Source organism: Falsochrobactrum ovis (genome assembly GCF_003259955.1).
GTDB classification, from domain to species: Bacteria; Pseudomonadota; Alphaproteobacteria; order Rhizobiales; family Rhizobiaceae; genus Brucella; species Brucella ovis_A.
Map to the genome: position 1 here is coordinate 628,937 of NZ_QLMK01000001.1, position 24,260 is coordinate 653,196.

A 24,260-nucleotide genomic window follows, 5' to 3' on the forward strand; every position below is an offset into this window, starting at 1 on the left:
TGAGCAATAAATGCTGGCCTTTACCCAAGGCAAGGCCAGCAAAATCAATTATGACGGCATGTGATAATCGAGGAAGCGATCTTGACGCACGTCATAAAGCTTACCCGTAACGTCCAATGTTGGATCGGCCAATTGCACGATCTTCTCGGCCACTGATTGTGGGGTTGGCAAAGTTTCGGGATCTTCCCCGGGCATTGCCTGCGCGCGCATAGCGGTCCGGGTTGCACCTGGATTAACCGAATTAACCTTCAGATTCATCTGTTTGGTTTCTTCTGCCCAGCTTCGACCCATAACCTCGACTGCGGCTTTCGAAGCAGCATAGGGCGCCCAGAAAGCACGGCAGGAATGCGCGACGCCGGACGAAAGCAGGATGGCGCGGCCCGCATCGGAAGCGCGCAGCAGCGGGTCGGTAGACCGGATCAAACGCCATACGCTGGTGACATTTACATTGATGAGTTTCTCGAAGGTCTTGGCTTCGACATGGCCAATCGGTGAGATCGTGCCCAATACGCCAGCATTGGCCACCATAATGTCGAGCTTGCCCCAGCGTTCGTGAATGGACCCGCCCAGGCGGTCAATGCCTTCCATATCTGTTAAATCAAGCGGAACCAATGTCGAGCTACCACCGACCTTGCGAATCTCATCGTCCAAATCTTCCAATCCGCCGACCGTGCGCGCCACAGCGATCACATGAGCGCCGCGTTTTGCCAATTCGAGCGAGAGGAAATACCCGATGCCGCGTGATGCGCCCGTAACTAAAGCCAGCCGGCCTGAAAGGTCGAATGTCATCTTTGTCCCCATAATTGCAGTTTAAAAAATGCGGACACTTGCAAGAAGCCCGCGCCAAGAACTCATTCAACCATTGCTGGCAAGGAGCGATAATGTGTGAATATTGCTCTCGCCCTGCTGATCGAGAAGTCGGGTTGGATATTCGCCCGTGAAATAATGGTCGGTGAAGGCAGGCGCCTTTGGATCCCGTGGCTCTCCCCCGACAGATCTGTAAAGCCCGTCTATTGATAGGAATGCAAGCGAATCTGCACCTATGTAACGGCACATGGATTCGAGGCTGTCATGCTGGTTCGCCAGCAATTTTTCCGCATCAGGCGTATCGATTCCATAAAAATCCGGATGATAAATCATCGGGCTTGCAACGCGAATATGCACTTCTTTCGCGCCCGCATCGCGGATCATCTGCACGATTTTTACCGAAGTTGTACCCCGCACAATAGAATCATCCACCAGCACCACGCGCTTGCCTTGGATCATCGCGCGATTGGCCGAATGCTTCAGCTTCACGCCAAGCGCCCGGATTTGCTGGGTTGGTTCAATGAAAGTCCGTCCCACATAGTGGTTTCGGATAATGCCATATTCAAACGGAATGCCACTGGCTTGTGCAAAGCCCAAAGCGGCAGGGGTGCCGCCGTCTGGTACAGGCACAATCACATCTGCATCAACGCCCGCTTCTTGCGCCAGATTCATCCCCATATTCTTACGGGCTTGATAAACGCTGCGCCCCCCAACAACAGAGTCGGGCCGGGCAAAATAGACATATTCAAACAGGCAAAGCCGTTCCGGTTGCGAATTTTCCGGTTTGATGGATTGGGTGGTAATTGAACCATCTTCCTGAATTTCGCAAACAATCACTTCGCCATTTTCCACGTCGCGCACATAGGTGGCGCCGATAATATCAAGAGCGCAAGTTTCGGAGCAAAATATCGGTTTGCCGTCGAGTTCGCCCATCACCAGTGGCCGAATACCAATCGGATCACGGGCGGCAATCAGTTTCGTGCGCGTGAGTGCCAGCATCGCATATCCGCCTTCAACCTGCCGGATCGCATCGACAAAACGATCAGACGAAGAGGAATGCGGCGAGCGCGCTATCAAATGCAGCACGACTTCCGTGTCGGAAGTAGCCTGGAAGATCGCGCCCGATGCAATGAGCTGCCGACGCAGGGTTAGGCCATTGGTAAAATTGCCATTATGGGCAATCGCAATCCCTCCCACCTCGAGTTCGGCGAATAAAGGCTGCACATTGCGCAAAATGGTCTCGCCCGTCGTCGAATAGCGGACATGGCCAATCGCCTTGTCGCCCGGCAAGCGATGCAGCGTAGCCGGATCGGTAAAATGATCACCCACGAGCCCCATATGCCGCTCTGAATGAAAGCGCCGATGATGATAAGAAACAATGCCTGCAGCTTCTTGCCCGCGATGCTGAAGCGCGTGCAGACCCAAAGCGGTTAGCGCGGCGGCATCCTCATGTCCGAGAATGCCAAATACACCGCATTCCTCATGCAGCGTGTCATCTTCCAGTGAGAAGGACGTCTTGTCATGCGATTGGTGGAACATGTGTCCGCAAAGCCTTTCGATTGCGGTTGTTAAAAGCCACATTTACAGGAAAGGGACGGATATTGAAAGCCGACCTCGCTTCCATGCGACAATGACTTCAACGCTTATCTAAGATCGGAGTTATTCAAATCAGATGAAATCGGCAGCAAAATGGCTACCGGTTTCAGCCGCGAAAATTCGTCAGTTGGCAGCAGGTGTATCATCAGGTACCGGCTGTCCGCTCTGGTCGCCCGCAGGCGACGTGCCCGCTGGAGCATCTGTGCCCGGATTGAATTTTTTGATCGCCGATTCCGGATCGGCAGGCAAAAGCTCAACCAATTGCTCACCAAAAGTATCAAGCATCGGCTTTGACTTGGCATTGCTCACCCATGCAGGCTGATTGGTGGGCACCAACCAGTTGAAAAACAACATGGCAACCACGACAAGCAAAACACCGCGAGCAGCACCAAACAGAAATCCAAGCGTCCGGTCGAGCGCGCCGATCCGGCTATCAATGATGAAATCTGCGATTTTCATCGTGATCAGCGAAACAACAATCAGAACAACCAGAAACACCGCGCCAGCCGCCGCGATCTTGGCGATGGTCTCATTATTGATATAGGGTTGCACGAATGGCAGAACTGGCATGTAGAAAAGATAGGCTGCTACCGCTGCTGTGGCCCATGATGCCAGAGATAACACCTCGCGCGAAAATCCCCGCACCATCGCCAAAACGGCCGATACCAGCGTTATCCCGAGTAAAATTCCATCAAGCAAGGTAATCGGCATTCTGCCCCGTCCTTATCTAGCGCCCGGCACTCGTGACGGGCAGTCAAACTCGCACAAATCTAACAGTTGAAGGTTGATGAAACCTTCCTTCCGATAAATCTCATTAATTTCAATGATCTGCAACCAAGCGGTTACAAATCTGGTTTATTTTTCCCCGGTCCAGAAGCCGCAATGCGTGCGACAAGATCTGGTAACGACGTGGATTCCACAAGACCAAAGTCGCGGTCTTTCCATTGTTCACGGCTTCCGCCCGGAACCACTGCCTGTTTGAAACCGAGTTTTTCAGCTTCTTTCAGCCTTTGTACTGCATGTGACACCGCACGAATAGCTCCCGAAAGGCTGATTTCGCCGAAATAAACACAATCTGATGGCAGAGCAATACCGGCAATGGATGAAACCAACGCTGCCGCCACAGCCAGATCGGCCGCAGGTTCTGCGATCCTATAGCCACCCGCAACATTGAGATAGACATCATGCTGCCCGAACCGTACGCCACAATGCGATTCAAGCACGGCTAGGATCATGGCAAGCCGGCTGCTTTCCCAGCCGACCACCGCACGACGCGGAGTGCCTAAAGACGAGGGCGAGACAAGCGCCTGAATCTCCACAAGAACCGGCCTGGTTCCCTCCATGCCAGCAAAAACGGCAGCGCCGGGCGCTTTATCGTTACGTTCTCCCAAAAAGAGTTCAGACGGATTGGCCACTTCCCGCAAGCCACCATCAGACATTTCAAAAACGCCGATTTCATCAGTGGGGCCAAATCGGTTTTTGACGGTGCGAAGGATGCGATAGCGATGCCCACCTTCACCTTCAAAATAAAGAACTGCATCCACCATATGTTCGACGACCCGAGGGCCTGCAATTTGTCCGTCTTTGGTAACGTGACCAACCAATACAACGGCTGCGCCGGTCTGCTTGGCAAAACGGATCATCGCCTGCGCCGAAGAGCGCACCTGTGTTACCGTGCCCGGTGCAGAATCGGCCATATCGGTCCAAAGCGTCTGAATAGAATCGATAATAATCAAATCCGGGCGTTTGCCCTCGGCCACGGTGGCAAGAATATCTTCGACATTGGTTTCGGCAGCAAGCTCTACATTGCTCGACGCGACCCCCAACCGCTGCGCGCGTAATCGGATCTGCGCCACGGCCTCTTCGCCGGATACATAAACAATGCGATGCCCCTGATTAGAAAGCGCTGCTGAAGCCTGTGTCAGCAGCGTGGATTTGCCAATGCCCGGATCACCGCCGATCAATATTGCCGAACCCCGAACAAAGCCGCCGCCCGTAACCCGATCCAATTCGCTGATACCAGAAACAATGCGTGGCGCATCTTCAATGTCACCGGAAAGCGACGTAAGCGCTACTGCACGGCCTTTCCGCTTGCTTAAAATTGCACCGGGCCCAGCGCCAATGCCGCTATTGGTGCCTTTTTCAACAAGAGTATTCCACTCGCCACAGGAATCGCATTTTCCTGCCCAGCGCGAATGTACGCTACCGCAATTCTGGCAAATAAATTGAACACGCGCTTTGGCCATCTATTCCGAACCTCATTTCATACTGACGTGGTAAGGGAGAACAAAACAAGAATCAAGTCAGTATAAATATCCAATATTGGTCACACTTATTTGTCGGGGACAAACTGCATGAGGATGGATATAGCATGACGCATGAAAACGGAATTTTTTTCAGGAACGCGCATAATGCTTCCGCTGACTGCCGCTATCATTCCGGTAGGGATGGTCTATGGCGCAGTCGCGGAAAATACGGGCCTTTCGACGCTGGAAGTGGTGATGATGAGCGCGCTTGTTTTTGCAGGCGGTTCGCAATTTGTCGCGATGGATATTTGGACCCATCCGGCGAGTTGGACGGCTGTCGGCTTTGCTGCATTTCTGGTCAATTTGCGTTTGGTATTAATGTCTGCGTCAATCAGCTGCCACATGAATGCGTTTTCTGGTTGGCGAAAATATGTGGCCCTGGTCTTTCTGACGGATGAAATTTGGGCTGTATCCGAATTAAAAGCACGAACCAACAAGCTCACTCCGGCTTGGTTTGCAGGTGCTGCCGCACCCTTTTATGCGACCTGGGTAATCTCATCATTGATCGGCGCCTTTGCTGGTTATTCACTGGGCGATCCGGCAGTTTTTGCGCTCGATTTTGCTTTTCCCGCTGTTTTCATAGTTTTGATGATGAGTTTCTGGAAAGGTCCCCGCACCGGTACCGTGCTGCTCGCCAGTGCGCTCGCAGCCAGCGCCACTCATTTTCTCATTTCCGGCGTTTGGTATATTGCGGCTGGTGCATTAGCCGGGCTTGTAGTGGCTCTTTATCAAGGGACAGATGAAGAAGAAGCGCCACTCCGAACGGAGACCACGTGCCATGATGCTTGAGTTCTCCACACTCATCGCCATAATCGCAATGGCAATCCCCACCGCTTTAATCAGAGTTTCCGGCCCGTTCATCATGCGTCATGTAAAGCTGACCAAACGGGTGCAGGCGGCGCTGGGCGCTATTCCGCCTGCCGTTCTCATGGCAGTGGTCGCACCCACTGCTTTTATGACTGGCATCCCCGAAACGGTCGGGTGCTGCTTGACTGCAATTTTAGCTTTGCACCTGCCCTTGCTGGTGGCAACCGCACTAGGGGTGGCTTGCGTGGCCCTGTTGCGTTTGGCGGGGCTCTAGGCCCCGCATTTTTCTTTACTCATAGGCTTCCGGCAGATAAGCACTGTCGGCGAGATCAGCAAAACGGGTAAATTCGGCCTGGAAGGCGAGTTTCACAGTGCCCGTCGGCCCGTGACGCTGTTTAGCGATGATGACATCGGCCGTGCCGCGCACTTTTTCAAATGTCTGACGCCATTCTTCATATTTGGGGTCGAACTCGTCGCGCGGCTCAAGGTTTTTAACGTAATATTCCTCACGGAACACAAAAAGCACAACGTCAGCATCTTGCTCGATAGAGCCCGATTCACGCAGATCGGAAAGCTGCGGACGTTTGTCGTCGCGACTTTCCACCTGACGCGATAGCTGCGACAAAGCGATGATCGGCACATTGAGTTCTTTGGCCAGCGCTTTTAGCCCAGTGGTGATTTCGGTGATTTCCTGCACGCGATTTTGCGCAGAAGCGCGTGACGAACCGGTCATAAGCTGAACATAGTCGATCACCAGAACATCAAGGCCCCGTTGACGCTTGAGCCGGCGCGCACGCGCTGCCAATTGCGCAATCGAAATGCCACCGGTCTGGTCAATATAGAGCGGGATTTTCTGCATAACCTGCGAACAGGCTACCAGCTTTTCAAAATCGGTCTCAGTAATATCACCGCGCCGGATTTTTGAGGAGCTGACCTCGGTTTGCTCGGAAATAATACGTGTCGCTAGCTGCTCGGACGACATTTCAAGCGAGAAAAAGCCGACCACGCCGCCATTTTTGGCTTTGACCGTGCCATCCGCTAACTGTTCTGGCTCGTAAACACTGGCAATATTAAACGCGATATTGGTAGCAAGCGATGTCTTACCCATACCCGGACGGCCAGCCAGAATGATCAGGTCCGAAGGCTGCAAACCGCCCATTTTTGCATCCAGCGAATGGATGCCAGTCGAAATCCCTGAAAGATGCCCGTCGCGCATGAAAGCGGCATTTGCCATGTCGACGGCAATAGTGACCGCATCTTTAAACGCCTGAAACCCACCGTCGTAACGACCGGTTTCGGCCAGCTCAAACAGCCTGCGCTCAGCTTCTTCAATTTGCTCTTGCGGTGCGTTGTCAACAGGCGCGTCATAGGCCACATTGACCATATCTTCACCAATGCCGATCAGCGCACGGCGTGTGGCGAGATCATAAATCGCCCGGCCATAATCCTCAGCATTGATGATGGTGACGGCTTCTGTTGCCAGCCGCGCCACATATTGGAAAACCGTCAGATCACCGACTTTTCCTTCATTCGGCAGAAAAGTCTTCATAGTGACCGGATTGGCCATTTTGCCCACGCGGATCAGATCGGAAGCAATCTCGTAGATCCGCCGATGCAAAGGCTCAAAAAAATGGGTCGGTTTAAGGAAGTCTGAGACGCGATAAAAAGCATCATTGTTGATTAAAATAGCACCTAGAAGCGCTTGCTCCGCTTCAATATTGTGAGGTGCTTCACGATAGAGTGTATCCTTCTGATTGCGCATATCGTCAATGGTGCGTAACGCTGCTTCCGCCATGATTCTTTGATCCTGTCCCTGATCCTTTCAGCTAGCGCTTAATGGATGTCAAAGGCAATGACGCTTTGGAAAACTTTTGTCCAAAGCGAAAAACTCTACCATGATTCACACTCTTCCACAGCGTATAAATCATCTGAACAGTTCTGATCGGGCGATTGACAGCTCAAGAAAGATTGAGCTTTTTCTTGGCTGCTTTTGGTTCACTATTGGCCCCTTTAGGCGCACTGTCCAACCGTTTGAGCCGTTTTTCTTCTGCTTCAATATAGTTGCGGGTCAATGGAACAGCGTCTTGTCTGTGGGTGATCTGGATATGGAACACCATCATATTCTGCCAGCGAAATGCGCTTTCAGAGCCAGCCAAATAAAACTCCCACATCCGGCAAAACCGTTCGTCATAAAGTGCCTTCGCCCGGTCTCGATTAGCCATAAAAGCTTCGCGCCATGCCCGCAGCGTCTCGGCATAATGAAGCCGCAAGATTTCAATATCGGTAACGTAAAGCCCAGCTTTTTCAATATGTGGCAGCACTTCAGACAAAGCCGGAATATACCCACCGGGAAAGATATATTTGCGAATAAATGGATTGGTAGCACCCGGACCATCCGCACGGCCGATAGCATGGAGAAGAAAAACCCCATCAGGTTTCATCAATCGCGCAACATGCTGAAAATATTCGGCAAAATGGCCAACACCCACATGCTCGAACATGCCCACTGAAACCAGCCGATCAAATTTTTCTTCGATAAGACGGTAATCTTTAAGCTCAAATCGCGCTTGGTCAGCAAGCCCTTCTTCAACCGCTCTTTTATTAGCGATTACGTGCTGCTCTTCTGATAGGGTAACACCAGTGACATTGGCCTTGAGATAACGGGCAAGATACAATCCCATGCCGCCCCATCCGCAACCGATATCCAGAACTTTATGCCCCGGTTCGATCAACAATTTCGCGGCAATGTGCCGCTTTTTTGCGAGCTGAGCTTCGTCCAAACTTGCATTGGCAGGATCGAAATAAGCGCATGAATATTGCTTGTCGGAATCCAGAAACAGATCGTAAAGCTCACTCGATAAATCATAATGGCTTTTGATGTGGCTGGATGCGCGGCCAATTGTGTTCATTTGCTGAAAACGCCGAAATAAAATCCGCATTTGCGACAAAAAACGCATCCACGGCTCTTTGGCTGCCGTGGGACCGGTATTTTCGAAAACCATCTGAAGCAGCGCGTAAATATCGCCTTCCAGAAAGTCGATCTCACCATCCATAAAACACTCGCCAAGTTTGAGCTCGGGATTGAAGGCGAGCGCCCGTTCTGCTTTTTGATTGTTGAAACGTATATGGACGGGAGTGCCCGTCTTGTCACCAAAATGAAATTGCGTGCCAGCAGAATCGGTGACGGTCAAATCGCCGCTCTTGATCATATGGTCGAGAACAGTACGCAGCATTCGATTCATTGCCCCATCTCCCTTTGGGATTGAACAGTGCGTACATCCATAGCTGGGCCGGCAGCGGGCTTTTGATCACGGCTTTGATCACGGCTAGAACCTTCTCTTGCCATCATCACCAAGCTCTCACCGCCCGACATTCAGCACGGATGTTCCCTTCAGCACATCTCCAATCCTACTTCCATATCAACACGATCTTAAATGCCAAGAAATGAAGTTATTGAAAAAGCGCAGGAACTGATAGTAAAGCGATTTTATTCGCCTCGTCAAAGTTTGATTGCATTTCCTAATATTCAGAACGGAAAGCTTGGGCGCGCATCAATGAAAAAGCCCGGCTTTTGGGCCGGGCTTTGCTCAATCAGACGATAGGAAGCGAATGCGTTACTGATGATTGATCGCATTCAAGCAAGCAGATTAAGCCTGCTCTTCGCCTTCCGTTTCAGCTTCAACTTCTTCTTCATCGTCGAAAAACTCTTCAGAGAGTTCTGGCTCTTCAATGCCATAAATAGCTTCGATCGAGGTCAGGTCTTCACCCTGCGCCTGACGTTCAGCTTCTTCAGCCGAACGAGCAATATTGATCGAAACCGTTACTTCGACTTCTGGATGAAGTGAAATAGCAATCTCATGAATGCCGATCGTCTTGATCGGGTGGTTCAGCTCAACCTGGTTGCGGTGTAGGGTAAAGCCATTTTCAGTGATGATTTCAGCAATGTCACGGGTCGAGACCGAACCATAGAGCTGCCCGGTTTCACCAGCCGAACGCACAACGATGAAGCTCTGACCATTGAGCTTTTCAGCAACCGCATCAGCTTCTTTCTTGCGCTCAAGGTTCTGCGCTTCCAGCTGAGCGCGCTGGCTTTCGAACTTCTTCTTATTGGCTTCATTTGCACGAAGCGCCTTGCCCTGTGGGAGCAGGAAGTTACGAGCATATCCGTCCTTAACTTTGACGGTTTCGCCCATCTGGCCCAGACGGCCAATACGTTCCAGAAGAATGACTTCCATTGGAGTTTCCTTTCGAGGTTTAATTCGGTTTAGCGATTGTCTGTTTCAGGAAGTTTCGACACCGGCGCACCGCGCGAAGTATCGAAAAGTCCAAAAATCATGAATATGAATAGTAGGAATGCAAAGAGCAGAATCGTTACATAGACAAACCAAAGCACCACTGGGCGCCAGGCTTTACCGCGGGTGCGATAATGGAAAATTGCAAGTCCTGCCAGCATGAACCCAGCGCTTAAAGTCCCAACAAAGACGGTTGCAATCACGCCCAGCGTACCCGGCATGAAAGCAAGGGCCAGTGCGACTGCATAGACCAGCAATGCTTGGCGCGGCATGCGCATTGTTGCCGGCCAATCGTCACGCGGGCGGCGCAACCGACCAGACATATTGGTGAGGCGAAGCGCTAGGTAAAAATTGCCAACCAATATGAAGAAAGCTGTCGCTGGCTGAATAGCTGGCAATGCAACCATCAAAGTGGCAGCGATGCCTTCACGCATTTCCGAACTTGCGGCAAATTGCGGGTCGGCTTCAGCCAGTCCGTCCATCAGCCGGTTGGTCAGTTCCTGAACCATGTCAGGACCAAAACCGATAATTGCGCCAATAACGATAAAGCTTGCAGCCACCATCAAAGCGAGACGGAAAAATATATCCGAAAGCGGGTACCAGACAATGACGCCTTTTGGCCCGCCAAGTTCATCTGCCGAACGTGCAAGGCCCGAAAGATACGCACCTGTTGCCGCTGGGATATAGCTGGTCAACGCCATGAGAAGTGCGGCCATAGGAGCTGCGAAAATACCGACTGCAACGGTCGCAATTGTTGCGGCAACGATGCCTACACTTGAGCCCCAACCAAGAGCAGCAGCAAAAATTGGCAGCGGTGTGAGAAAATACAAAACCATCGCCAAGCCCGACTGGGCAATGACGCCGGACGACATCAGCGCCGAGGCAAGCCCCGCTGCAGTGCCGACACCAATAATGGCTCCGTTGAACTTCATAACTTCGCTGTCCTGCTCCGGCTTAACCGGTCTTGCAGTTAGAGGCGGTGATACACTGCGCCCCAACTTGGGTTTTCATTACGCTCCGTCACGCCCTTCGTAACGGAGGAAACAGGAGGCGGAAAACCGCCCCCTGAATTATCTTACTTCACAACGTAAGGCAGCAGGCCGAGGAAACGAGCGCGCTTGATCGCCTTGGCGAGTTCACGCTGCTTCTTCTGGCTAACAGCCGTAATACGGGAAGGAACGATCTTGCCGCGTTCTGAAATGTAACGCTGCAGAAGCTTAATGTCCTTATAGTCGATCTTCGGTGCGTTGGCTCCGGAGAACGGGCACGTCTTGCGACGGCGATGGAAAGGACGACGGGTCGGGATCTGATTGATATCAACCATGATTATGCTCCTTCACCAGCTTCATTGTCGCGTGGGCGACGCGGACCGCGATCACCGTCGCGTGGACGGCGTGGGCCACGATCATCGTCGCGGTCGCGACGCTCATCACGGCGCGAAAGCATTGCCGACTGGCCTTCTTCAAGCTCATCAACGCGGATGGTCATGAAGCGCAAAATATCTTCATTAATGCGCATCTGACGTTCCATTTCCGCAACAGCAGCAGCTGGAGCGTCAATGTTAATAAGCGTATAATAGGCCTTACGGTTTTTCTTGATACGGTAGGTGAGGGGACGTAGACCCCAGCTTTCTACCTTACCAAACTTGCCGCCATTAGCTTCAAGAACACCCTTGAACTGTTCGACTAGAGCGTCGACCTGTTGCTGGGAAATGTCCTGGCGGGCAAGAAGCACATGTTCATAAAGAGCCATTGGCTTTGCCTTTCTTCTGTTTCAATATGCCAACACCAACGGCTAAGCCTCTGCGACTTCTCTTTTGCCGGAAAACCGGAGAAGAAAGGACGCTCATTGAGACGATCGAGAGCGGAGACACGGGAGGCAGAAGTACTTTAGACTTCACGGACAAGGTCCGGCCCTCCGTTCAGCCCCCAGCTGGTGCTAACAACGAACGGGCGGCTAATACGTGTTTTTCCGCTTGTTTGCAAGTCGGCTCTGGCGTTAAGTGTGACAATACTTGACTTTTTGCCAGCTACTGGGGCACATCCCGCGAAATTATGTAACTTCTTTAAAAAAGACGAGGCATTCATGGCGGTAGCATTTACTTTTCCCGGACAGGGCAGCCAGGCGGTTGGCATGGGCAAAGCCTTGGCCGAAGAGTTTGTGGAAGCTCGTGCTGTCTTTGAAGAAGTGGACGCGGCGCTTGGCGAAAAGCTTTCGCAGACAATGTTTGAAGGCCCCGAAGACGTTCTAACCTTGACCGCAAATGCCCAACCCGCATTGATGGCTGTATCAATCGCCATTTTGCGCGTGATGGAAGCCCGCGGGTTTTCGCTCAAAGATAATGTTTCTTATGTGGCGGGACATTCGCTGGGCGAATATTCGGCGCTTTGCGCAGCTGGAACTTTTTCGCTTGCCGATACGGCGCGCCTGCTGCGCATTCGTGGCAATGCAATGCAAAAAGCGGTTCCCGTCGGCGAAGGCGCAATGGCCGCCATTATCGGGCTTGAGCACAGCGATGTTGAAGCTATTTGCACCGAAGCCAAAGCATCAGGCCCAGTTCAGATTGCCAATGATAATGGCGGCGGACAGCTGGTTATTTCGGGCGGCAAGGCAGCCGTTGAACTTGCTGCAAAATTAGCGTCAGAAAAGGGCGCCAAGCGCGCAATCATGCTGCCGGTTTCTGCACCTTTCCACTCAAGCCTGATGGCGCCTGCTGCCGAGGCGATGCGCGAAGCGCTGGCAAAGGTCGAAAAACACAATCCTGTTGTGCCTTTGATCGCCAATGTGCGCGCGGCCCCCGTGACAGACGCCAATGAAATTGCAGATCTGCTGGTTGAGCAGGTCACCGGACAGGTTCGCTGGCGCGAGACGGTCGAATGGTTTGCAGCCAATGGCGTGACGACACTTTATGAAGTAGGTTCGGGCAAGGTACTGACCGGTCTGGCGCGCCGCATATCGAAAGAGGTTTCGGGCGTAACCGTCGGCTCGGCGGAAGAAATTGCTGCGGCACTTGCAGCACTCAACGGTTAAGAGGTTCTTATGTTTGATTTGACCGGCCGCAAGGCTCTCGTCACTGGTGCTACTGGCGGTCTCGGCGAGGCAATCGCGCGAGCGCTGCATGCGCAAGGAGCCATTGTCGGCCTGCATGGTACGCGTGAGGAAAAGCTCAAAGAACTGTCTGACAGCTTGGGCGAGCGCACCTTTGTTTTTCCGGCCAATCTGTCAGACCGGGAAGCCGTCAAAGCTCTGGGGCAAAAGGCCGAAGAAGAAATGGGTGGCGTTGATATACTGGTCAATAATGCCGGTATCACCCGCGACGGTCTTTTCGTACGTATGAGTGATGAGGATTGGGACGCAGTTCTGAATGTCAATCTGACATCTGTTTTCAGCCTGACACGTGAATTAACTCATCCTATGATGCGTCGCCGTCAGGGGCGTATCATCAATATTACCTCGATTGTCGGTGTAACTGGCAATCCGGGTCAGGCAAATTATTGTGCTTCTAAAGCAGGCTTGATTGGCTTTACAAAGTCTTTGGCACAGGAAATCGCTAGCCGTAATGTTACGGTAAATTGTGTCGCACCTGGCTTTATCGAATCGGCCATGACCGATAAGCTAAACGAGAAGCAAAAAGATGCGATCATGAGCGGTATCCCGATGAAGCGCATGGGTGTAGGTGGTGATATTGCCGCGGCTGTGCTTTATTTGGCGAGCGATGAAGCGGCCTATGTTACTGGCCAAACCCTGCATGTGAATGGCGGAATGGCCATGATTTAATCCTCTCAAACCCTCCTTTATGGTAAAAAAGGCCTTAAACTTGGGGGGTGAGACGGAAAATGCGCTTTGCCTTGTTAGAGAAGCATGGTAATGCGCCCGTCGAGAATTGTGGCACATCTATGATTGTGTCGCGATCCGGTTCCGAAAGGAATATCCACAGGATGACTGCCCAGACAGGTTCGCTTGAAACTTGGCAGGCATCTTATAACTTGATTACAATCCTGCATGCCGCTAACCAAGGCAAGCAAGTAAACAAACAGGTCGAGGTTCCGACATGAGCGATACCGCAGAGCGCGTCAAGAAAATAGTTGTTGAACATCTGGGTGTAGATGCCGACAAGGTCACCGAAGGCGCAAGCTTCATTGACGATCTTGGTGCAGACAGCCTCGACACGGTCGAGTTGGTCATGGCCTTCGAAGAAGAATTTGGCGTCGAAATTCCGGACGATGCAGCCGAAACGATCCTTACGGTCGGCGATGCTGTGAAGTTCATCGATAAGGCTTCCGCATAATTCGACATGACGGGGCCGGATATTGATCCAGCCCCGTTTGTCTTTAGCTGTCTGAGCCGTTGCATCATGCAGCCAGAATAACGGGTGCTGTCGCGTCCGTTTTCATTCTATTGACAGCTTGGAGCTCCGTGCAATTTGCATGGACCTCAAGGTCCCGGTCATTTGCGTCTATGTCGCTTTTTCCACAACGATTAAGTTTATCGGCACATAGTTCAAAGCGCGATAGCCCGGCAGAATAAAGATAAGTCTAGCAAGTAAGGGGTGAATATGAGGCGTGTCGTAATCACCGGTCTGGGTCTGGTGTCACCACTGGCTAATGGTGTTGAAGAGACCTGGAAGCGTCTCCTTTCCGGTGAAAGCGGTGCTCGCCGCATCACGGAATTTGAAGTTGATGATCTGGCTTGCCAGATCGCCTGCCGCATTCCCATGGGAGACGGCACCAATGGCACTTTTAATCCCGACCTCTATATGGACCCAAAAGAACAGCGTAAGGTCGATCCGTTCATCATCTATGCTGTTGGCGCAGCCGATCAAGCGCTTGATGACGCTAATTGGCATCCGCAAAGCGATGAAGATCAAATCCGTACCGGCGTTCTGATCGGATCGGGCATTGGCGGTATCGAAGGGATCGTCGAAGCGGGCTATACGCTGCGCGACAAGGGCCCACGCCGTATTTCGCCGTTCTTCATACCCGGGCGCCTGATCAATCTTGCTTCTGGCCATGTTTCCATCAAACACAAATTACGCGGGCCGAATCATGCGGTCGTAACCGCGTGTTCAACTGGCGCACATGCTATTGGCGATGCTGCACGCCTGATCGCGTTTGGTGATGCTGATGTCATGGTCGCAGGTGGCGCGGAATCACCGGTTAGCCGTATTTCGCTGGCTGGATTTGCTGCATGTAAGGCGCTTTCCACCAAGCGCAATGACGATCCGACCGCAGCTTCACGCCCTTATGATGAAGACCGTGACGGTTTTGTGATGGGCGAGGGCGCAGGCGTGTTGGTTCTCGAAGAGCTTGAGCACGCTTTGGCTCGCGGTGCAAAAATTTACGCTGAAGTGGTTGGCTACGGACTTTCCGGCGATGCGTTCCATATCACCGCTCCCACCGAAAACGGTGAAGGCGCACAACGTTGCATGGAAGCCGCAATTAAGCGCGCAGGCATCACGCCAGACCAGATCGATTATATCAATGCGCATGGTACTTCGACCATGGCCGATACGATTGAGCTAGAGGCGGTTGAACGCGTTGTCGGTGATGCTGCATCGAAAATCTCAATGTCTTCCACCAAATCATCCATCGGTCACCTGCTGGGTGCTGCGGGCTCTGCCGAAGCAATTTTCTCCACGCTGGCAATTCGCGATAATATCGCGCCGGCAACGCTTAATCTGGAAAATCCGGCGGTCGAAACCAAAATCGATTTGGTTCCGAACAAGCCGCGCGAGCGCCAAATTGATGTGGTGCTTTCCAACTCCTTTGGCTTTGGCGGTACCAACGCATCGCTGATTTTGCGTCGCTATGCGTAAAAATCGCTCCAGCCATAGCTAATTTTAAAAAACGCGGGGATTTCTCCGCGTTTTTGTCAAAATAAAACCGGTTGCGATGTTTAAACTGGCTTACAACGATTAGTGTATGGCCGATTCATAAAAAGCGTATAATTGCTTTGGTTCGGTCTAGATTCAATCAAGCGCGCTTTATACAAACGGAACATGCGCCGGATATACGAGGTGATCGAGTGAGTTCAGAGGAAAAGTCGGGAGCTAATCCCGCTGATGAGCAACTGGGAAAACCTGCGCCCGAAAAGGCAGCACAAAACAAACCTTTTGTTCCCCAGTCCGCCTCCGAAGCACTACGCCCTCAACCTGGGACGCCACCCCCATTAAAGCGTTCGCGTCATGCGCGCAGCCAAATTGTGGTTTTCATGAATTTCATGCTGTCGCTGCTTGTGTTGTTTATGGTGGCAGCATCTGCACTTTTTTACTTTGGTAAGGTGCAATTTGACGAAGCTGGCCCGCTTAAAGAAGATACCACCTTCCTCGTCAAACGCGGGGCAGGGGTTAGTGAAGTGTCTAACAGCCTGGAAAATCGCGAGATTGTCAGCGATGCACGCATCTTCCGTTATGGCATGCGCGCCTATGGTCACGAGAATGATCTCAAAGCTGGCGAATATGCGATTCCGGCAGGCGCGACCATGCGCGATGTAATGAATATTCTCATCAGTGGCCGGTCGATCATGTATCCGCTTACCATTCCCGAGGGATTAACAGTCAAGCAGATTTTTGATCGCATTGAATCCGATCCGATTCTGATTGGCGATATGCCAAAAGAATTGCCGCCGGAAGGTATGATCTTTGCTGACACGCCAAATTTCACGCGCGGCACCACCCGAGCGGAAATTATTGATCGGATGATTGCATCGCAACAGAAACTGATTGACGAGATTTGGGAGAAGCGCCGTCCGGATCTCCCCATTAAAGATAAGAATGAATTTGTCACTCTTGCTTCGATCGTGGAAAAAGAAACCGGCATTGCCTCTGAGCGGCCTCATGTCGCCGCAGTCTTTATCAATCGTTTGAACAAAGGCATGCGTCTTCAATCTGACCCGACCATTATTTATGGCCTTTTCGGCGGAGCTGGCAAACCAGCGGACCGTCCGATATTTAAATCCGACATTGAGAAGCCGACACCGTATAATACTTATGTAATCAATGGCCTTCCCCCATCCCCGATTGCAAATCCGGGCAGGGCTGCGCTGGAAGCAGTCGCAAATCCGCTTGATACAGATGATCTGTATTTTGTTGCCGATGGCACTGGCGGTCATGTTTTTGCAAAGACACTTGATGAGCATAATGCAAATGTTCGCAAGTGGCGCGCAATAGAGCGCGAAAAAGCGCAGCAACAAGACGTGGCGCAGTGACCGAAAAAACTGCCAAAGCGCAGAACATGAGGGGGGATAGAAGCATGGCTCTCCAAAGTATGACAGGTTTCGCCCGTCAAGCCCTGCAACATGCGGGAAGTGGGGTTGGAAATGCGACGGGCGAGGTCCGGATCGTTTGGGAAGTGCGCTCGGTCAATGGCAAAGGACTGGACTTGCGGTTGCGGCTGCCATCCGGCTTTGAAGCAGTTGAACACCAAGTCCGCTCATTACTGGCGCGGACTTTTTCCCGTGGCAATTTTCAGGCCACATTGTCGGTAGAATTCGTTCAATCAGAAACAGGCTTTTCCATCAATCAAGCGCTGCTGGAAGAAACACTTAAGCTGGGTGCTGAGTTGCAGGCTCGCTATGGACTTGCGCCAGCGAGTATCGATGGTCTTTTGTCGCTAAAAGGCATGATTGACCAAGGCGAAATTCATCAAGACGAAAAAACTCGCGCCGAAATCGAGGCGTCAATTGTGGCGCTTTTCGGCAAGGTGCTGGATTCCATTAAAGAAGCGCGACAGCAAGAAGGTGCGTCACTTTACAAAATTTTGTCGAGCCATATTGATACGATCGAAGGACTGACCCAGTCAGCGCGCAAGGACCCTTCGCGCAGCATCGACGTGATAAAAGCTCGGCTCGCGACGCAAGTAGGCCTGCTGCTTGATGCGGGAAATGATCTTGATGAAACGCGCCTTTATCAAGAAGCGGCTTTTCTAGCGACCAAAGCCGATATTCAGGAAGAGCTTGACCGGCTCGACACCCATGTCGAATCGGCACGTAAATTGCTTACTATTGGCGGTCCCATTGGTCGCAAACTTGATTTTCTCTCACAAGAGTTTAATCGCGAAGCAAATACTTTGTGTGCCAAGTCAAATGCAGCATCCATAACCTCAATCGGTCTGGAGCTGAAAGCGGTCGTGGACCAGTTTCGCGAACAGGTACAAAATCTGGAGTAAGTTGTATGGCCATCAATTCGGTCGAAAATGGCATTGCACGCCGCGGGCTCATGGTGGTGATCTCATCGCCTTCAGGGGCGGGAAAATCTACCATAGCGCGCCAATTGCTTAACGATCCAGATATGAAGCTTTCGCTGTCAATATCGGTTACCACGCGAGAGAGACGCCCCAGCGAGATTAATGGGGTGCATTATCATTTCATCTCCAAGCGAGAATTTGAGCGGCTGCGCGACAATGACGAATTGATCGAATGGGCTGAAGTGCATGGTAATTTTTACGGCACTCTGCGTGAGACGGCAGAAAATGCGCTCGCTGACGGTCAGGATATGCTTTTTGATATTGATTGGCAGGGTGCGGAACAGCTTCAGGAAAAAATGCCAGCAGATGTGGTGTCAATTTTCATTTTGCCACCCACCATGCAGGAATTGCAAAATCGGCTTCACCGCCGCGCAGAAGATGCAGCTGAGGTGATCCAAACCCGGTTGCAGAACGCCCGTTTTGAGATCCAAAAATGGGTGCAGTACCATTATATCGTCATCAACGAAGATCTTGAGCGGTCTTATTCAGGCATTAAAGGCATTATAACCGCCGAGCGCCTGCGCCGCGATCGCCGGCCCGGCCTGTTCGATTTTGTGGAAGGCCTATTGGAAGAGCAGCCCGACACCTAATCGCTTGAGAGCGGACGGGCGTTAGAACCGGCTGCACTAGAGCTGGTGGCACTATAACTGGCGCACTAGAATGGCCCATTAGAATGGGGCTGGATGCCACCGCGCCATTCAGACATCGGCAGGCGGGGTAAGCATGGTCCGTCAACGACAAACGGCTATTGAAGCACAACTTCAATAGCCGGGTTTTTCGTCAAACAGCCGTGCCGCCAACGGTAATCTGATCCATACGCAAATGCGGAAGCCCGACGCCCACTGGCACCCATTGTCCGCCCTTGCCGCAATTACCGCTGCCCGTATCAAGTTTCATATCATTGCCGATCATTGATATACGCTGCATAGCATCAGGCCCATTGCCAATCAGCATCGCGCCCTTGATCGGCGCGCCGATCTTTCCGTCTTCGATCATGTAAGCTTCGGTACAGCCAAAGACGAATTTGCCTGAAGTAATATCCACCTGACCGCCGCCGAAAGATACGGCATAAATGCCATTTTTCATCGAGGCGATGATTTCCTCAGGTGACTTGTCGCCCGACAACATAAAAGTATTCGTCATGCGCGGCATCGGCGCATGGGCATAAGATTGGCGCCGGCCGTTGCCTGTCGCCTTCATACCCATTAACCGGGCATTTTGCCGGTCCTGCATGTAATTGACGAGCTTGCCATCCTCAATCAACACGGTCCGATGTGTGGGGGTACCTTCATCATCAATGGTGAGCGATCCCCGACGTTCTGCAATCGTGCCATCATCGACCACAGTTACGCCTTTCGACGCTACCTGCTGACCTAAAAGCCCGGCAAAAGCCGATGTCTTTTTGCGGTTGAAATCGCCTTCCAGCCCATGGCCAACCGCTTCATGCAGCATGACACCGGGCCATCCATTTCCAAGCACAATATCATAGCTGCCTGCTGGCGCGGGAATTGCTTCAAGATTAACCAGCGCCTGCCGAAGGGCTTCGTCAGCGGCACCTTGCCAGCTTTCAGTGGTCAGAAACTCCCCAAAACTCTTGCGTCCGCCAAGCGTGTGTGATCCCGACTCTTGCCGATCTCCGCTACCAGCGACCACTGATACGCTTAGGCGCGCCATCGGACGAATATCGCGAACGAAATGACCATCGGCCCGCAAAATTTCCACCTGCTGCCACGCCGCCGCTAGCGCAATGGATACCTGTCGCACCTTGGGGTCTTTGTTGCGTAAATAAGCGTCAATTTCCTGCAAAAGCTTGACCTTGGCGTCAAATGAGGGCGAGCCAATCGGGTTCTCATCGGTGTAAAGGCGTTGATTAGTGCCTTCGGGCGCTGCTGCATAGCTGCCGCTATATCCGCTCGACGTGGCTGTCAGCGCGCTTGATGCGCGCTTGAGTGCCGCCGCAGAAAGTTCGCCTGCATGGGCATAGCCAATCGCCTCACCCACCACCGAGCGCAAGCCAAACCCGCGATCCTGATTGAAAGAGCCGGTTTTTAGGCGGCCATCGTCAAAGACCAGTGATTCGGCCTCACGGTATTCCAGAAACAATTCGCCGTCTTCGCTGTTTTTAAGACTTTGGGCGACCAAGCGCTCAACATCATCGCGGCTAACGTCGAAACTATCAATCAGATTACGCATAAAAAAATCCTGCAGCAGAGTCCCACCGCAGGATGTAAGCGCTAATTGGGTCGAGAACAACCTCAGAAAGGCTTCTTCTATGGAAGAGCGTCGAAACCCTCGCCGAATTTCGTCAAATCCACCGGTATGCCAACGCCTTCTTCTGGCGTCTGAAAGACGATGAATGTTGCAGATGTCCCCTTGCGGAACGTATTGAGCAATTCATCCTCAAGGATCACTTCCGCATAGCACCCATCTTCAAAGCACCGCACGAAATATGCACGGCCAATATCTTTCCCATCCACATTCAAGCCCAGGCCGTTTGGCAGCAAAACACCCAGCGGCGCTAGCACCCGCAGAATGCGCGCTTTGTTATCTGCAGTTTTAAGAACGACAACCGACAAGCCCAGCTCGGGACGCTTTGCAGCGACCACATTTTGAATGAGCGCGCATTGTTCGTTCTTGGCCCCCGCCGGCGTATCGCAGAGGATAGACCACGGACCATGTTGGGATTTGAGTGTGCCGCTTTGCTGAGTAGAAGACGCGGACTGGGCGGACGATCCTTGCGGTGCGGAAAGCTGCGCCGGCGTTTCTTGCGCGACGGCAGGTAGTGCGTTTGCGGCCATAGCAAAGGCGGCACCAGCGGCAAGGCATGCCAAGCGTTGAAAAATCGAGCGGCAGGCAAAGAGGCGCAAAATCATGAAATCTCCAGATCGAATCAGCGGGACGTTAACGCGCAAAACAGGCGGTGAAAAGCTTTGTCGCTACCAATTCGCCTTTGCAGCCGGGATACCGTCCGAAGCAACCATTTTACACAGCTTATCTGAATCCTCATCTGTAATCATGGCTTGAATATGAGTTCCCTTAGTTTTTCCAAGATTTTCTGCAATTAGGCGAATGCGCATTGATCGTAGCTGCGGGACTGTGTCGCAGTGCTGCGCGCAAAAATGCCGCACAGGAAGATATTCGCCTTCCTTGCGGTGTGCGTTAAGGTGTGGTTGAACGCCGTTGGGGGACACGGGTGTCGCGATTGGGAAATGCGACCGTTGCGACGTTTGGCGTCAAGCCTGAAAAAGGCGAAAAGGGAGAGAGTTCTGGTGGATAAGATAGTTGCCACAACGAAGAGCGTCGCCATAAGTGCACTAGCATTGCTGTGGACTGGCGCTGCCGCATCTGCTGCGCAGCCTCGTCCGTGGGAGATGACATTTCAGCCTCCTGCAACGGGCATAGCCCAACAGATCGAATGGTTTGAGCGTTATACGCTCTGGTTTATCGTGCCAATCTGTTTGCTCGTGTTGGTATTGATTAGCTGGTGCGTGATTAAGTTTCGCGCCGCTGCCAACCCCGAGCCATCGAAAACCAGTCATAATACAACCATTGAAGTGATCTGGACCCTTGGCCCTGTCATTGCGCTATTATTTCTTGCAGTGCCATCTTTCCAGCTTCTGACTGCGCAATATTCGCCTGAAGATCCCACACTGACGGTCAAGGCTACCGGCTATCAGTGGTATTGGGGTTATGAGTATCAGACCGATGATCCGGTGAGTTTTGATTCTCTGCTTTTGACCGATGCGGACCGCGCAGCTCTGGGCAAGGAAAATCTGGCGATTTATCCGCGATTATTGGCTGTCGATAACGAAGTCGTTGTGCCTGTTGGTGAAACCGTACGTCTGCTGATCACTGCGGGAGATGTGATTCATTCTTGGACAATTCCGGCTTTCGGTGTGAAAATGGACGCCATCCCTGGTCGTGTCAACGAAGCGTGGTTCAAGGCGGATAAAGAGGGCCTTTATTATGGCCAGTGCTCGGAACTTTGCGGCAAGGATCATGCTTTTATGCCGATTGCTGTCCGGGTCGTTTCGAAAGACCTTTACGATACTTGGCTGGCTGCGGCGGCAACTGATCTTGGCGGTGCCAACAAAGCGCTTCAGGCTGCCGTTGAAGGCAATGGGGATGACAAGGTGGCAGCAGCGGGCTTCTGATCCCGTGAGAGCGGGCATGTCGGTTCGACACTGCCTTTTGCTCTGTTTAACAATTTGCGATCCGATACTTGAGTGCAGAGGGGCTTAAAGGTCGGTACGCAACAAGATTTAAGATGGGAGCATTTCCATGGCTGGCACAGCAGCTCACGAGCATGGTGCCCATGACGATCACAAGCCACATGGCTGGGTCCGTTGGGTTTATTCGACCAATCATAAAGATATTGGTACTCTGTACCTAATCTTTGCGATCATTTCAGGCATTATCGGCGCGGCTCTTTCGATCGCGATGCGTGCCGAATTGCAAGAGCCCGGCATCCAGATTTTCCACGGTCTGGCGGCCATGGTCTATGGCGTTGAAGGCGGTGCCGCACTTGATGCCGGTAAGCATATGTTCAACGTGTTTACCTCCATGCATGCATTGATCATGATCTTCTTCATGGTCATGCCCGCATTGATCGGCGGCTTTGCCAACTGGATGATCCCATTGATGATCGGGGCGCCAGATATGGCGTTTCCGCGCATGAATAATATTTCATTCTGGCTGCTTCCGCCCGCGCTGCTTTTGCTGTTGATTTCGTTCTTTATGCCAGGGCCAGCGGGTGGCTGGGGCGCAGGCGGTGGCTGGACGCTCTATCCCCCGCTTTCAACTTCGGGACAGCCCGGACCTGCCGTGGATTTTGCGATCCTGTCGATTCATATTTCAGGTATTTCGTCGATTTTGGGCGCAATCAACTTCATTACAACCATTCTCAATATGCGTGCGCCAGGCATGACGCTGCATAAAATGCCGCTTTTTGCATGGGCCGTGCTGGTAACTGCATTTTTGCTGTTGCTCTCGCTGCCTGTGCTGGCTGGCGGCATCACTATGCTGCTGACGGATCGTAACTTTGGCACCGCCTTCTTTGCCCCTGAAGGGGGTGGAGATCCGATCCTTTATCAGCATCTGTTCTGGTTCTTCGGCCATCCAGAAGTCTATATTTTGATTCTGCCGGGATTTGGCATTGTCAGCCACATCATTTCGACCTTCTCGCGCAAGCCGATCTTTGGTTATCTCGGAATGGCCTATGCTATGGTCGCAATCGGTGTTGTTGGGTTTGTCGTATGGGCGCACCATATGTATACGGTTGGCCTTTCGCTCGACACTCAACGTTATTTCGTCTTTGCGACCATGGTGATTGCGGTGCCCACTGGCATTAAGATTTTCTCATGGATTGCGACCATGTGGGGTGGTTCGATTACCTTCCGAGCGCCAATGCTCTGGGCAATTGGGTTCATCTTCCTGTTCACTATTGGCGGGGTAACCGGCGTACAGCTTGCCAATGCTGGTCTCGACCGTGCGTTGCACGATACCTATTATGTGGTTGCTCACTTCCACTATGTGTTGTCGCTGGGCGCAGTCTTTGCGATTTTCGCGGGCTGGTATTACTGGTTCCCGAAAATGAGCGGGTATATGTATGATGAGTTCACGGCAAAGCTACACTTTTGGATCACATTTGTTGGCGTGAATCTCGTATTCTTCCCGCAGCATTTCTTGGGTCTTGCGGGTATGCCGCGACGCTACATTGACTATCCAGATGCCTATACAGGATGGAATATGGTGTCGTCTTACGGATCCTATATTTCGGGCTTTGCGGTTCTCATCTTCCTCTACAATGTTTTCGAAGCTTTCGCGAAAAAGCGCGAGGCAGGCGCAAATCCATGGGGCGAAGGTGCGACTACGCTGGAATGGCAGCTTTCTTCACCGCCACCATTCCATCAGTGGGAACAGTTACCGCGCATCAAGTGAATTTTGGTCCGGGCGAAATTTTCAGAAATTACTGAACAAAGTTTCGCCCGGAACCACAAATATGCTAAGGACGGACATTCTGGCGGGCGAGTCCATTCAGACGAGCGTGCCCATTCTGATGGTGGCGCAAGCTATCCGGCCAATTCAGGTACGACCTTATTATTGGTGTGTGTTTAAACGCGGCACGATTGGAATTGATGAATGTTTCCGGTGAGGCCGGGGAGGCTAAGAAGGCTAGGAAGGCCGCGGGGAGGATTGTCGCAATGGTG

General features: G+C 52.2%; 23 protein-coding genes. 11 read left to right on the top strand and 12 right to left on the bottom strand.

Annotation, left to right across the window (positions count from 1 at the left end; all coding sequences use genetic code 11):
- Positions 1-48: 48 nt before the first annotated feature.
- The 4 genes from C7374_RS02955 to radA form a co-directional block, all read right to left on the bottom strand.
- Positions 49-789 carry an SDR family NAD(P)-dependent oxidoreductase gene (locus tag C7374_RS02955; RefSeq protein ID WP_111574094.1) on the bottom strand — a complete coding sequence of 247 codons (741 nt, stop codon included), beginning with the start codon at positions 787-789 and terminating at the stop codon, positions 49-51.
- 66 nt (positions 790-855) lie between these two features.
- On the bottom strand, positions 856-2,346 hold the full coding sequence (purF, locus tag C7374_RS02960) for an amidophosphoribosyltransferase (protein ID WP_111574095.1): 1,491 nt from the start codon (positions 2,344-2,346) through the stop codon (positions 856-858).
- Between the two features lie 180 nt (positions 2,347-2,526).
- Positions 2,527-3,114, bottom strand: a complete 588-nt coding sequence (locus C7374_RS02965; RefSeq protein ID WP_111574096.1) for a CvpA family protein — start codon at positions 3,112-3,114, stop codon at positions 2,527-2,529.
- A gap of 131 nt (positions 3,115-3,245) precedes the next feature.
- On the bottom strand, positions 3,246-4,649 hold the full coding sequence (gene radA, locus C7374_RS02970) for a DNA repair protein RadA (protein ID WP_111574097.1): 1,404 nt from the start codon (positions 4,647-4,649) through the stop codon (positions 3,246-3,248).
- A gap of 165 nt (positions 4,650-4,814) precedes the next feature.
- On the opposite strand from radA, the gene C7374_RS02975 reads away from it, so the two are divergent.
- Together C7374_RS02975 and C7374_RS02980 are read left to right on the top strand one after the other, a co-directional pair.
- Positions 4,815-5,498, top strand: coding sequence for an AzlC family ABC transporter permease (locus tag C7374_RS02975; RefSeq protein WP_374849800.1), 684 nt, complete (start codon positions 4,815-4,817; stop codon positions 5,496-5,498).
- Positions 5,488-5,790 (top strand): AzlD family protein, encoded by a 303-nt coding sequence (locus C7374_RS02980; protein ID WP_111574099.1) that lies wholly within the window; start codon positions 5,488-5,490, stop codon positions 5,788-5,790. The genes C7374_RS02975 and C7374_RS02980 overlap by 11 nt, the downstream gene beginning before the upstream one ends.
- A 15-nt stretch (positions 5,791-5,805) precedes the next feature.
- On the opposite strand, the gene C7374_RS02985 is transcribed toward C7374_RS02980, so the two are convergent.
- From C7374_RS02985 to rpsF, 6 genes are all read right to left on the bottom strand, one after another.
- The gene (locus C7374_RS02985; protein ID WP_111574100.1) at positions 5,806-7,311 is read right to left on the bottom strand and encodes a replicative DNA helicase; all 1,506 of its coding nucleotides are present in this window, start codon (positions 7,309-7,311) and stop codon (positions 5,806-5,808) included.
- Between the two features lie 163 nt (positions 7,312-7,474).
- Positions 7,475-8,758: a cyclopropane fatty acid synthase gene (locus tag C7374_RS02990; protein WP_111574101.1), complete on the bottom strand. Its 1,284-nt coding sequence runs from the start codon at positions 8,756-8,758 to the stop codon at positions 7,475-7,477.
- Positions 8,759-9,163: 405 nt separating this feature from the next.
- Positions 9,164-9,751, bottom strand: coding sequence for a 50S ribosomal protein L9 (gene rplI, locus C7374_RS02995; RefSeq protein ID WP_111574102.1), 588 nt, complete (start codon positions 9,749-9,751; stop codon positions 9,164-9,166).
- A gap of 29 nt (positions 9,752-9,780) precedes the next feature.
- Positions 9,781-10,740, bottom strand: coding sequence for a DUF2232 domain-containing protein (locus C7374_RS03000; protein WP_111574103.1), 960 nt, complete (start codon positions 10,738-10,740; stop codon positions 9,781-9,783).
- Positions 10,741-10,883: 143 nt separating this feature from the next.
- Positions 10,884-11,132, bottom strand: coding sequence for a 30S ribosomal protein S18 (gene rpsR / locus C7374_RS03005; protein ID WP_006466219.1), 249 nt, complete (start codon positions 11,130-11,132; stop codon positions 10,884-10,886).
- A 2-nt stretch (positions 11,133-11,134) separates the two neighbouring features.
- Positions 11,135-11,560, bottom strand: coding sequence for a 30S ribosomal protein S6 (gene rpsF, locus C7374_RS03010; RefSeq protein WP_111574104.1), 426 nt, complete (start codon positions 11,558-11,560; stop codon positions 11,135-11,137).
- Between the two features lie 333 nt (positions 11,561-11,893).
- Here rpsF and fabD point away from each other — a divergent pair, with 333 nt between their 5' ends.
- From fabD to gmk, 7 genes are all read left to right on the top strand, one after another.
- Complete coding sequence (gene fabD / locus C7374_RS03020; RefSeq protein ID WP_111574105.1) at positions 11,894-12,838, top strand: ACP S-malonyltransferase; 945 nt, start codon at positions 11,894-11,896, stop codon at positions 12,836-12,838.
- A 9-nt stretch (positions 12,839-12,847) separates the two neighbouring features.
- Positions 12,848-13,585 (top strand): 3-oxoacyl-[acyl-carrier-protein] reductase, encoded by a 738-nt coding sequence (gene fabG, locus C7374_RS03025; RefSeq protein WP_111574106.1) that lies wholly within the window; start codon positions 12,848-12,850, stop codon positions 13,583-13,585.
- A gap of 274 nt (positions 13,586-13,859) precedes the next feature.
- Positions 13,860-14,096: an acyl carrier protein gene (locus C7374_RS03035; protein WP_002963616.1), complete on the top strand. Its 237-nt coding sequence runs from the start codon at positions 13,860-13,862 to the stop codon at positions 14,094-14,096.
- Between the two features lie 267 nt (positions 14,097-14,363).
- On the top strand, positions 14,364-15,623 hold the full coding sequence (fabF, locus tag C7374_RS03040; RefSeq protein WP_111574107.1) for a beta-ketoacyl-ACP synthase II: 1,260 nt from the start codon (positions 14,364-14,366) through the stop codon (positions 15,621-15,623).
- Between the two features lie 209 nt (positions 15,624-15,832).
- Positions 15,833-17,014 carry an endolytic transglycosylase MltG gene (mltG, locus tag C7374_RS03045; RefSeq protein ID WP_111574108.1) on the top strand — a complete coding sequence of 394 codons (1,182 nt, stop codon included), beginning with the start codon at positions 15,833-15,835 and terminating at the stop codon, positions 17,012-17,014.
- A gap of 44 nt (positions 17,015-17,058) precedes the next feature.
- Positions 17,059-17,973, top strand: a complete 915-nt coding sequence (locus C7374_RS03050; RefSeq protein ID WP_111574109.1) for a YicC/YloC family endoribonuclease — start codon at positions 17,059-17,061, stop codon at positions 17,971-17,973.
- Positions 17,974-17,978: 5 nt separating this feature from the next.
- The gene (gene gmk, locus C7374_RS03055) at positions 17,979-18,641 is read left to right on the top strand and encodes a guanylate kinase (protein ID WP_111574110.1); all 663 of its coding nucleotides are present in this window, start codon (positions 17,979-17,981) and stop codon (positions 18,639-18,641) included.
- Positions 18,642-18,831: 190 nt separating this feature from the next.
- Here gmk and tldD read toward each other — a convergent pair whose 3' ends face one another.
- Both tldD and C7374_RS03065 read right to left on the bottom strand, forming a co-directional pair.
- Positions 18,832-20,244 (bottom strand): metalloprotease TldD, encoded by a 1,413-nt coding sequence (tldD, locus tag C7374_RS03060; RefSeq protein WP_111574111.1) that lies wholly within the window; start codon positions 20,242-20,244, stop codon positions 18,832-18,834.
- Positions 20,245-20,321: 77 nt separating this feature from the next.
- Complete coding sequence (locus C7374_RS03065; protein WP_111574112.1) at positions 20,322-20,924, bottom strand: invasion associated locus B family protein; 603 nt, start codon at positions 20,922-20,924, stop codon at positions 20,322-20,324.
- A 396-nt stretch (positions 20,925-21,320) separates the two neighbouring features.
- Between C7374_RS03065 and coxB the strand changes: the two genes are divergently transcribed.
- Positions 21,321-22,205, top strand: a complete 885-nt coding sequence (gene coxB, locus C7374_RS03070) for a cytochrome c oxidase subunit II (RefSeq protein ID WP_111574113.1) — start codon at positions 21,321-21,323, stop codon at positions 22,203-22,205.
- Positions 22,206-22,332: 127 nt separating this feature from the next.
- Complete coding sequence (gene ctaD / locus C7374_RS03075) at positions 22,333-23,991, top strand: cytochrome c oxidase subunit I (RefSeq protein ID WP_111574114.1); 1,659 nt, start codon at positions 22,333-22,335, stop codon at positions 23,989-23,991.
- Positions 23,992-24,260 lie beyond the last annotated feature (269 nt).

What these genes read in the sequence shown, in the direction of transcription:
- C7374_RS02955 (WP_111574094.1), bottom strand. Translation starts at nt 789, where the DNA reads ATGACATTCGACCTTTCAGGCCGGCTGGCTTTAGTTACGGGCGCATCA.
- purF (WP_111574095.1), bottom strand. Translation starts at nt 2,346, where the DNA reads ATGTTCCACCAATCGCATGACAAGACGTCCTTCTCACTGGAAGATGAC.
- C7374_RS02965 (WP_111574096.1), bottom strand. Translation starts at nt 3,114, where the DNA reads ATGCCGATTACCTTGCTTGATGGAATTTTACTCGGGATAACGCTGGTA.
- radA (WP_111574097.1), bottom strand. Translation starts at nt 4,649, where the DNA reads ATGGCCAAAGCGCGTGTTCAATTTATTTGCCAGAATTGCGGTAGCGTA.
- C7374_RS02975 (WP_374849800.1), top strand. Translation starts at nt 4,815, where the DNA reads ATGCTTCCGCTGACTGCCGCTATCATTCCGGTAGGGATGGTCTATGGC.
- C7374_RS02980 (WP_111574099.1), top strand. Translation starts at nt 5,488, where the DNA reads ATGATGCTTGAGTTCTCCACACTCATCGCCATAATCGCAATGGCAATC.
- C7374_RS02985 (WP_111574100.1), bottom strand. Translation starts at nt 7,311, where the DNA reads ATGGCGGAAGCAGCGTTACGCACCATTGACGATATGCGCAATCAGAAG.
- C7374_RS02990 (WP_111574101.1), bottom strand. Translation starts at nt 8,758, where the DNA reads ATGAATCGAATGCTGCGTACTGTTCTCGACCATATGATCAAGAGCGGC.
- rplI (WP_111574102.1), bottom strand. Translation starts at nt 9,751, where the DNA reads ATGGAAGTCATTCTTCTGGAACGTATTGGCCGTCTGGGCCAGATGGGC.
- C7374_RS03000 (WP_111574103.1), bottom strand. Translation starts at nt 10,740, where the DNA reads ATGAAGTTCAACGGAGCCATTATTGGTGTCGGCACTGCAGCGGGGCTT.
- rpsR (WP_006466219.1), bottom strand. Translation starts at nt 11,132, where the DNA reads ATGGTTGATATCAATCAGATCCCGACCCGTCGTCCTTTCCATCGCCGT.
- rpsF (WP_111574104.1), bottom strand. Translation starts at nt 11,560, where the DNA reads ATGGCTCTTTATGAACATGTGCTTCTTGCCCGCCAGGACATTTCCCAG.
- fabD (WP_111574105.1), top strand. Translation starts at nt 11,894, where the DNA reads ATGGCGGTAGCATTTACTTTTCCCGGACAGGGCAGCCAGGCGGTTGGC.
- fabG (WP_111574106.1), top strand. Translation starts at nt 12,848, where the DNA reads ATGTTTGATTTGACCGGCCGCAAGGCTCTCGTCACTGGTGCTACTGGC.
- C7374_RS03035 (WP_002963616.1), top strand. Translation starts at nt 13,860, where the DNA reads ATGAGCGATACCGCAGAGCGCGTCAAGAAAATAGTTGTTGAACATCTG.
- fabF (WP_111574107.1), top strand. Translation starts at nt 14,364, where the DNA reads ATGAGGCGTGTCGTAATCACCGGTCTGGGTCTGGTGTCACCACTGGCT.
- C7374_RS03050 (WP_111574109.1), top strand. Translation starts at nt 17,059, where the DNA reads ATGGCTCTCCAAAGTATGACAGGTTTCGCCCGTCAAGCCCTGCAACAT.
- gmk (WP_111574110.1), top strand. Translation starts at nt 17,979, where the DNA reads ATGGCCATCAATTCGGTCGAAAATGGCATTGCACGCCGCGGGCTCATG.
- tldD (WP_111574111.1), bottom strand. Translation starts at nt 20,244, where the DNA reads ATGCGTAATCTGATTGATAGTTTCGACGTTAGCCGCGATGATGTTGAG.
- C7374_RS03065 (WP_111574112.1), bottom strand. Translation starts at nt 20,924, where the DNA reads ATGATTTTGCGCCTCTTTGCCTGCCGCTCGATTTTTCAACGCTTGGCA.
- ctaD (WP_111574114.1), top strand. Translation starts at nt 22,333, where the DNA reads ATGGCTGGCACAGCAGCTCACGAGCATGGTGCCCATGACGATCACAAG.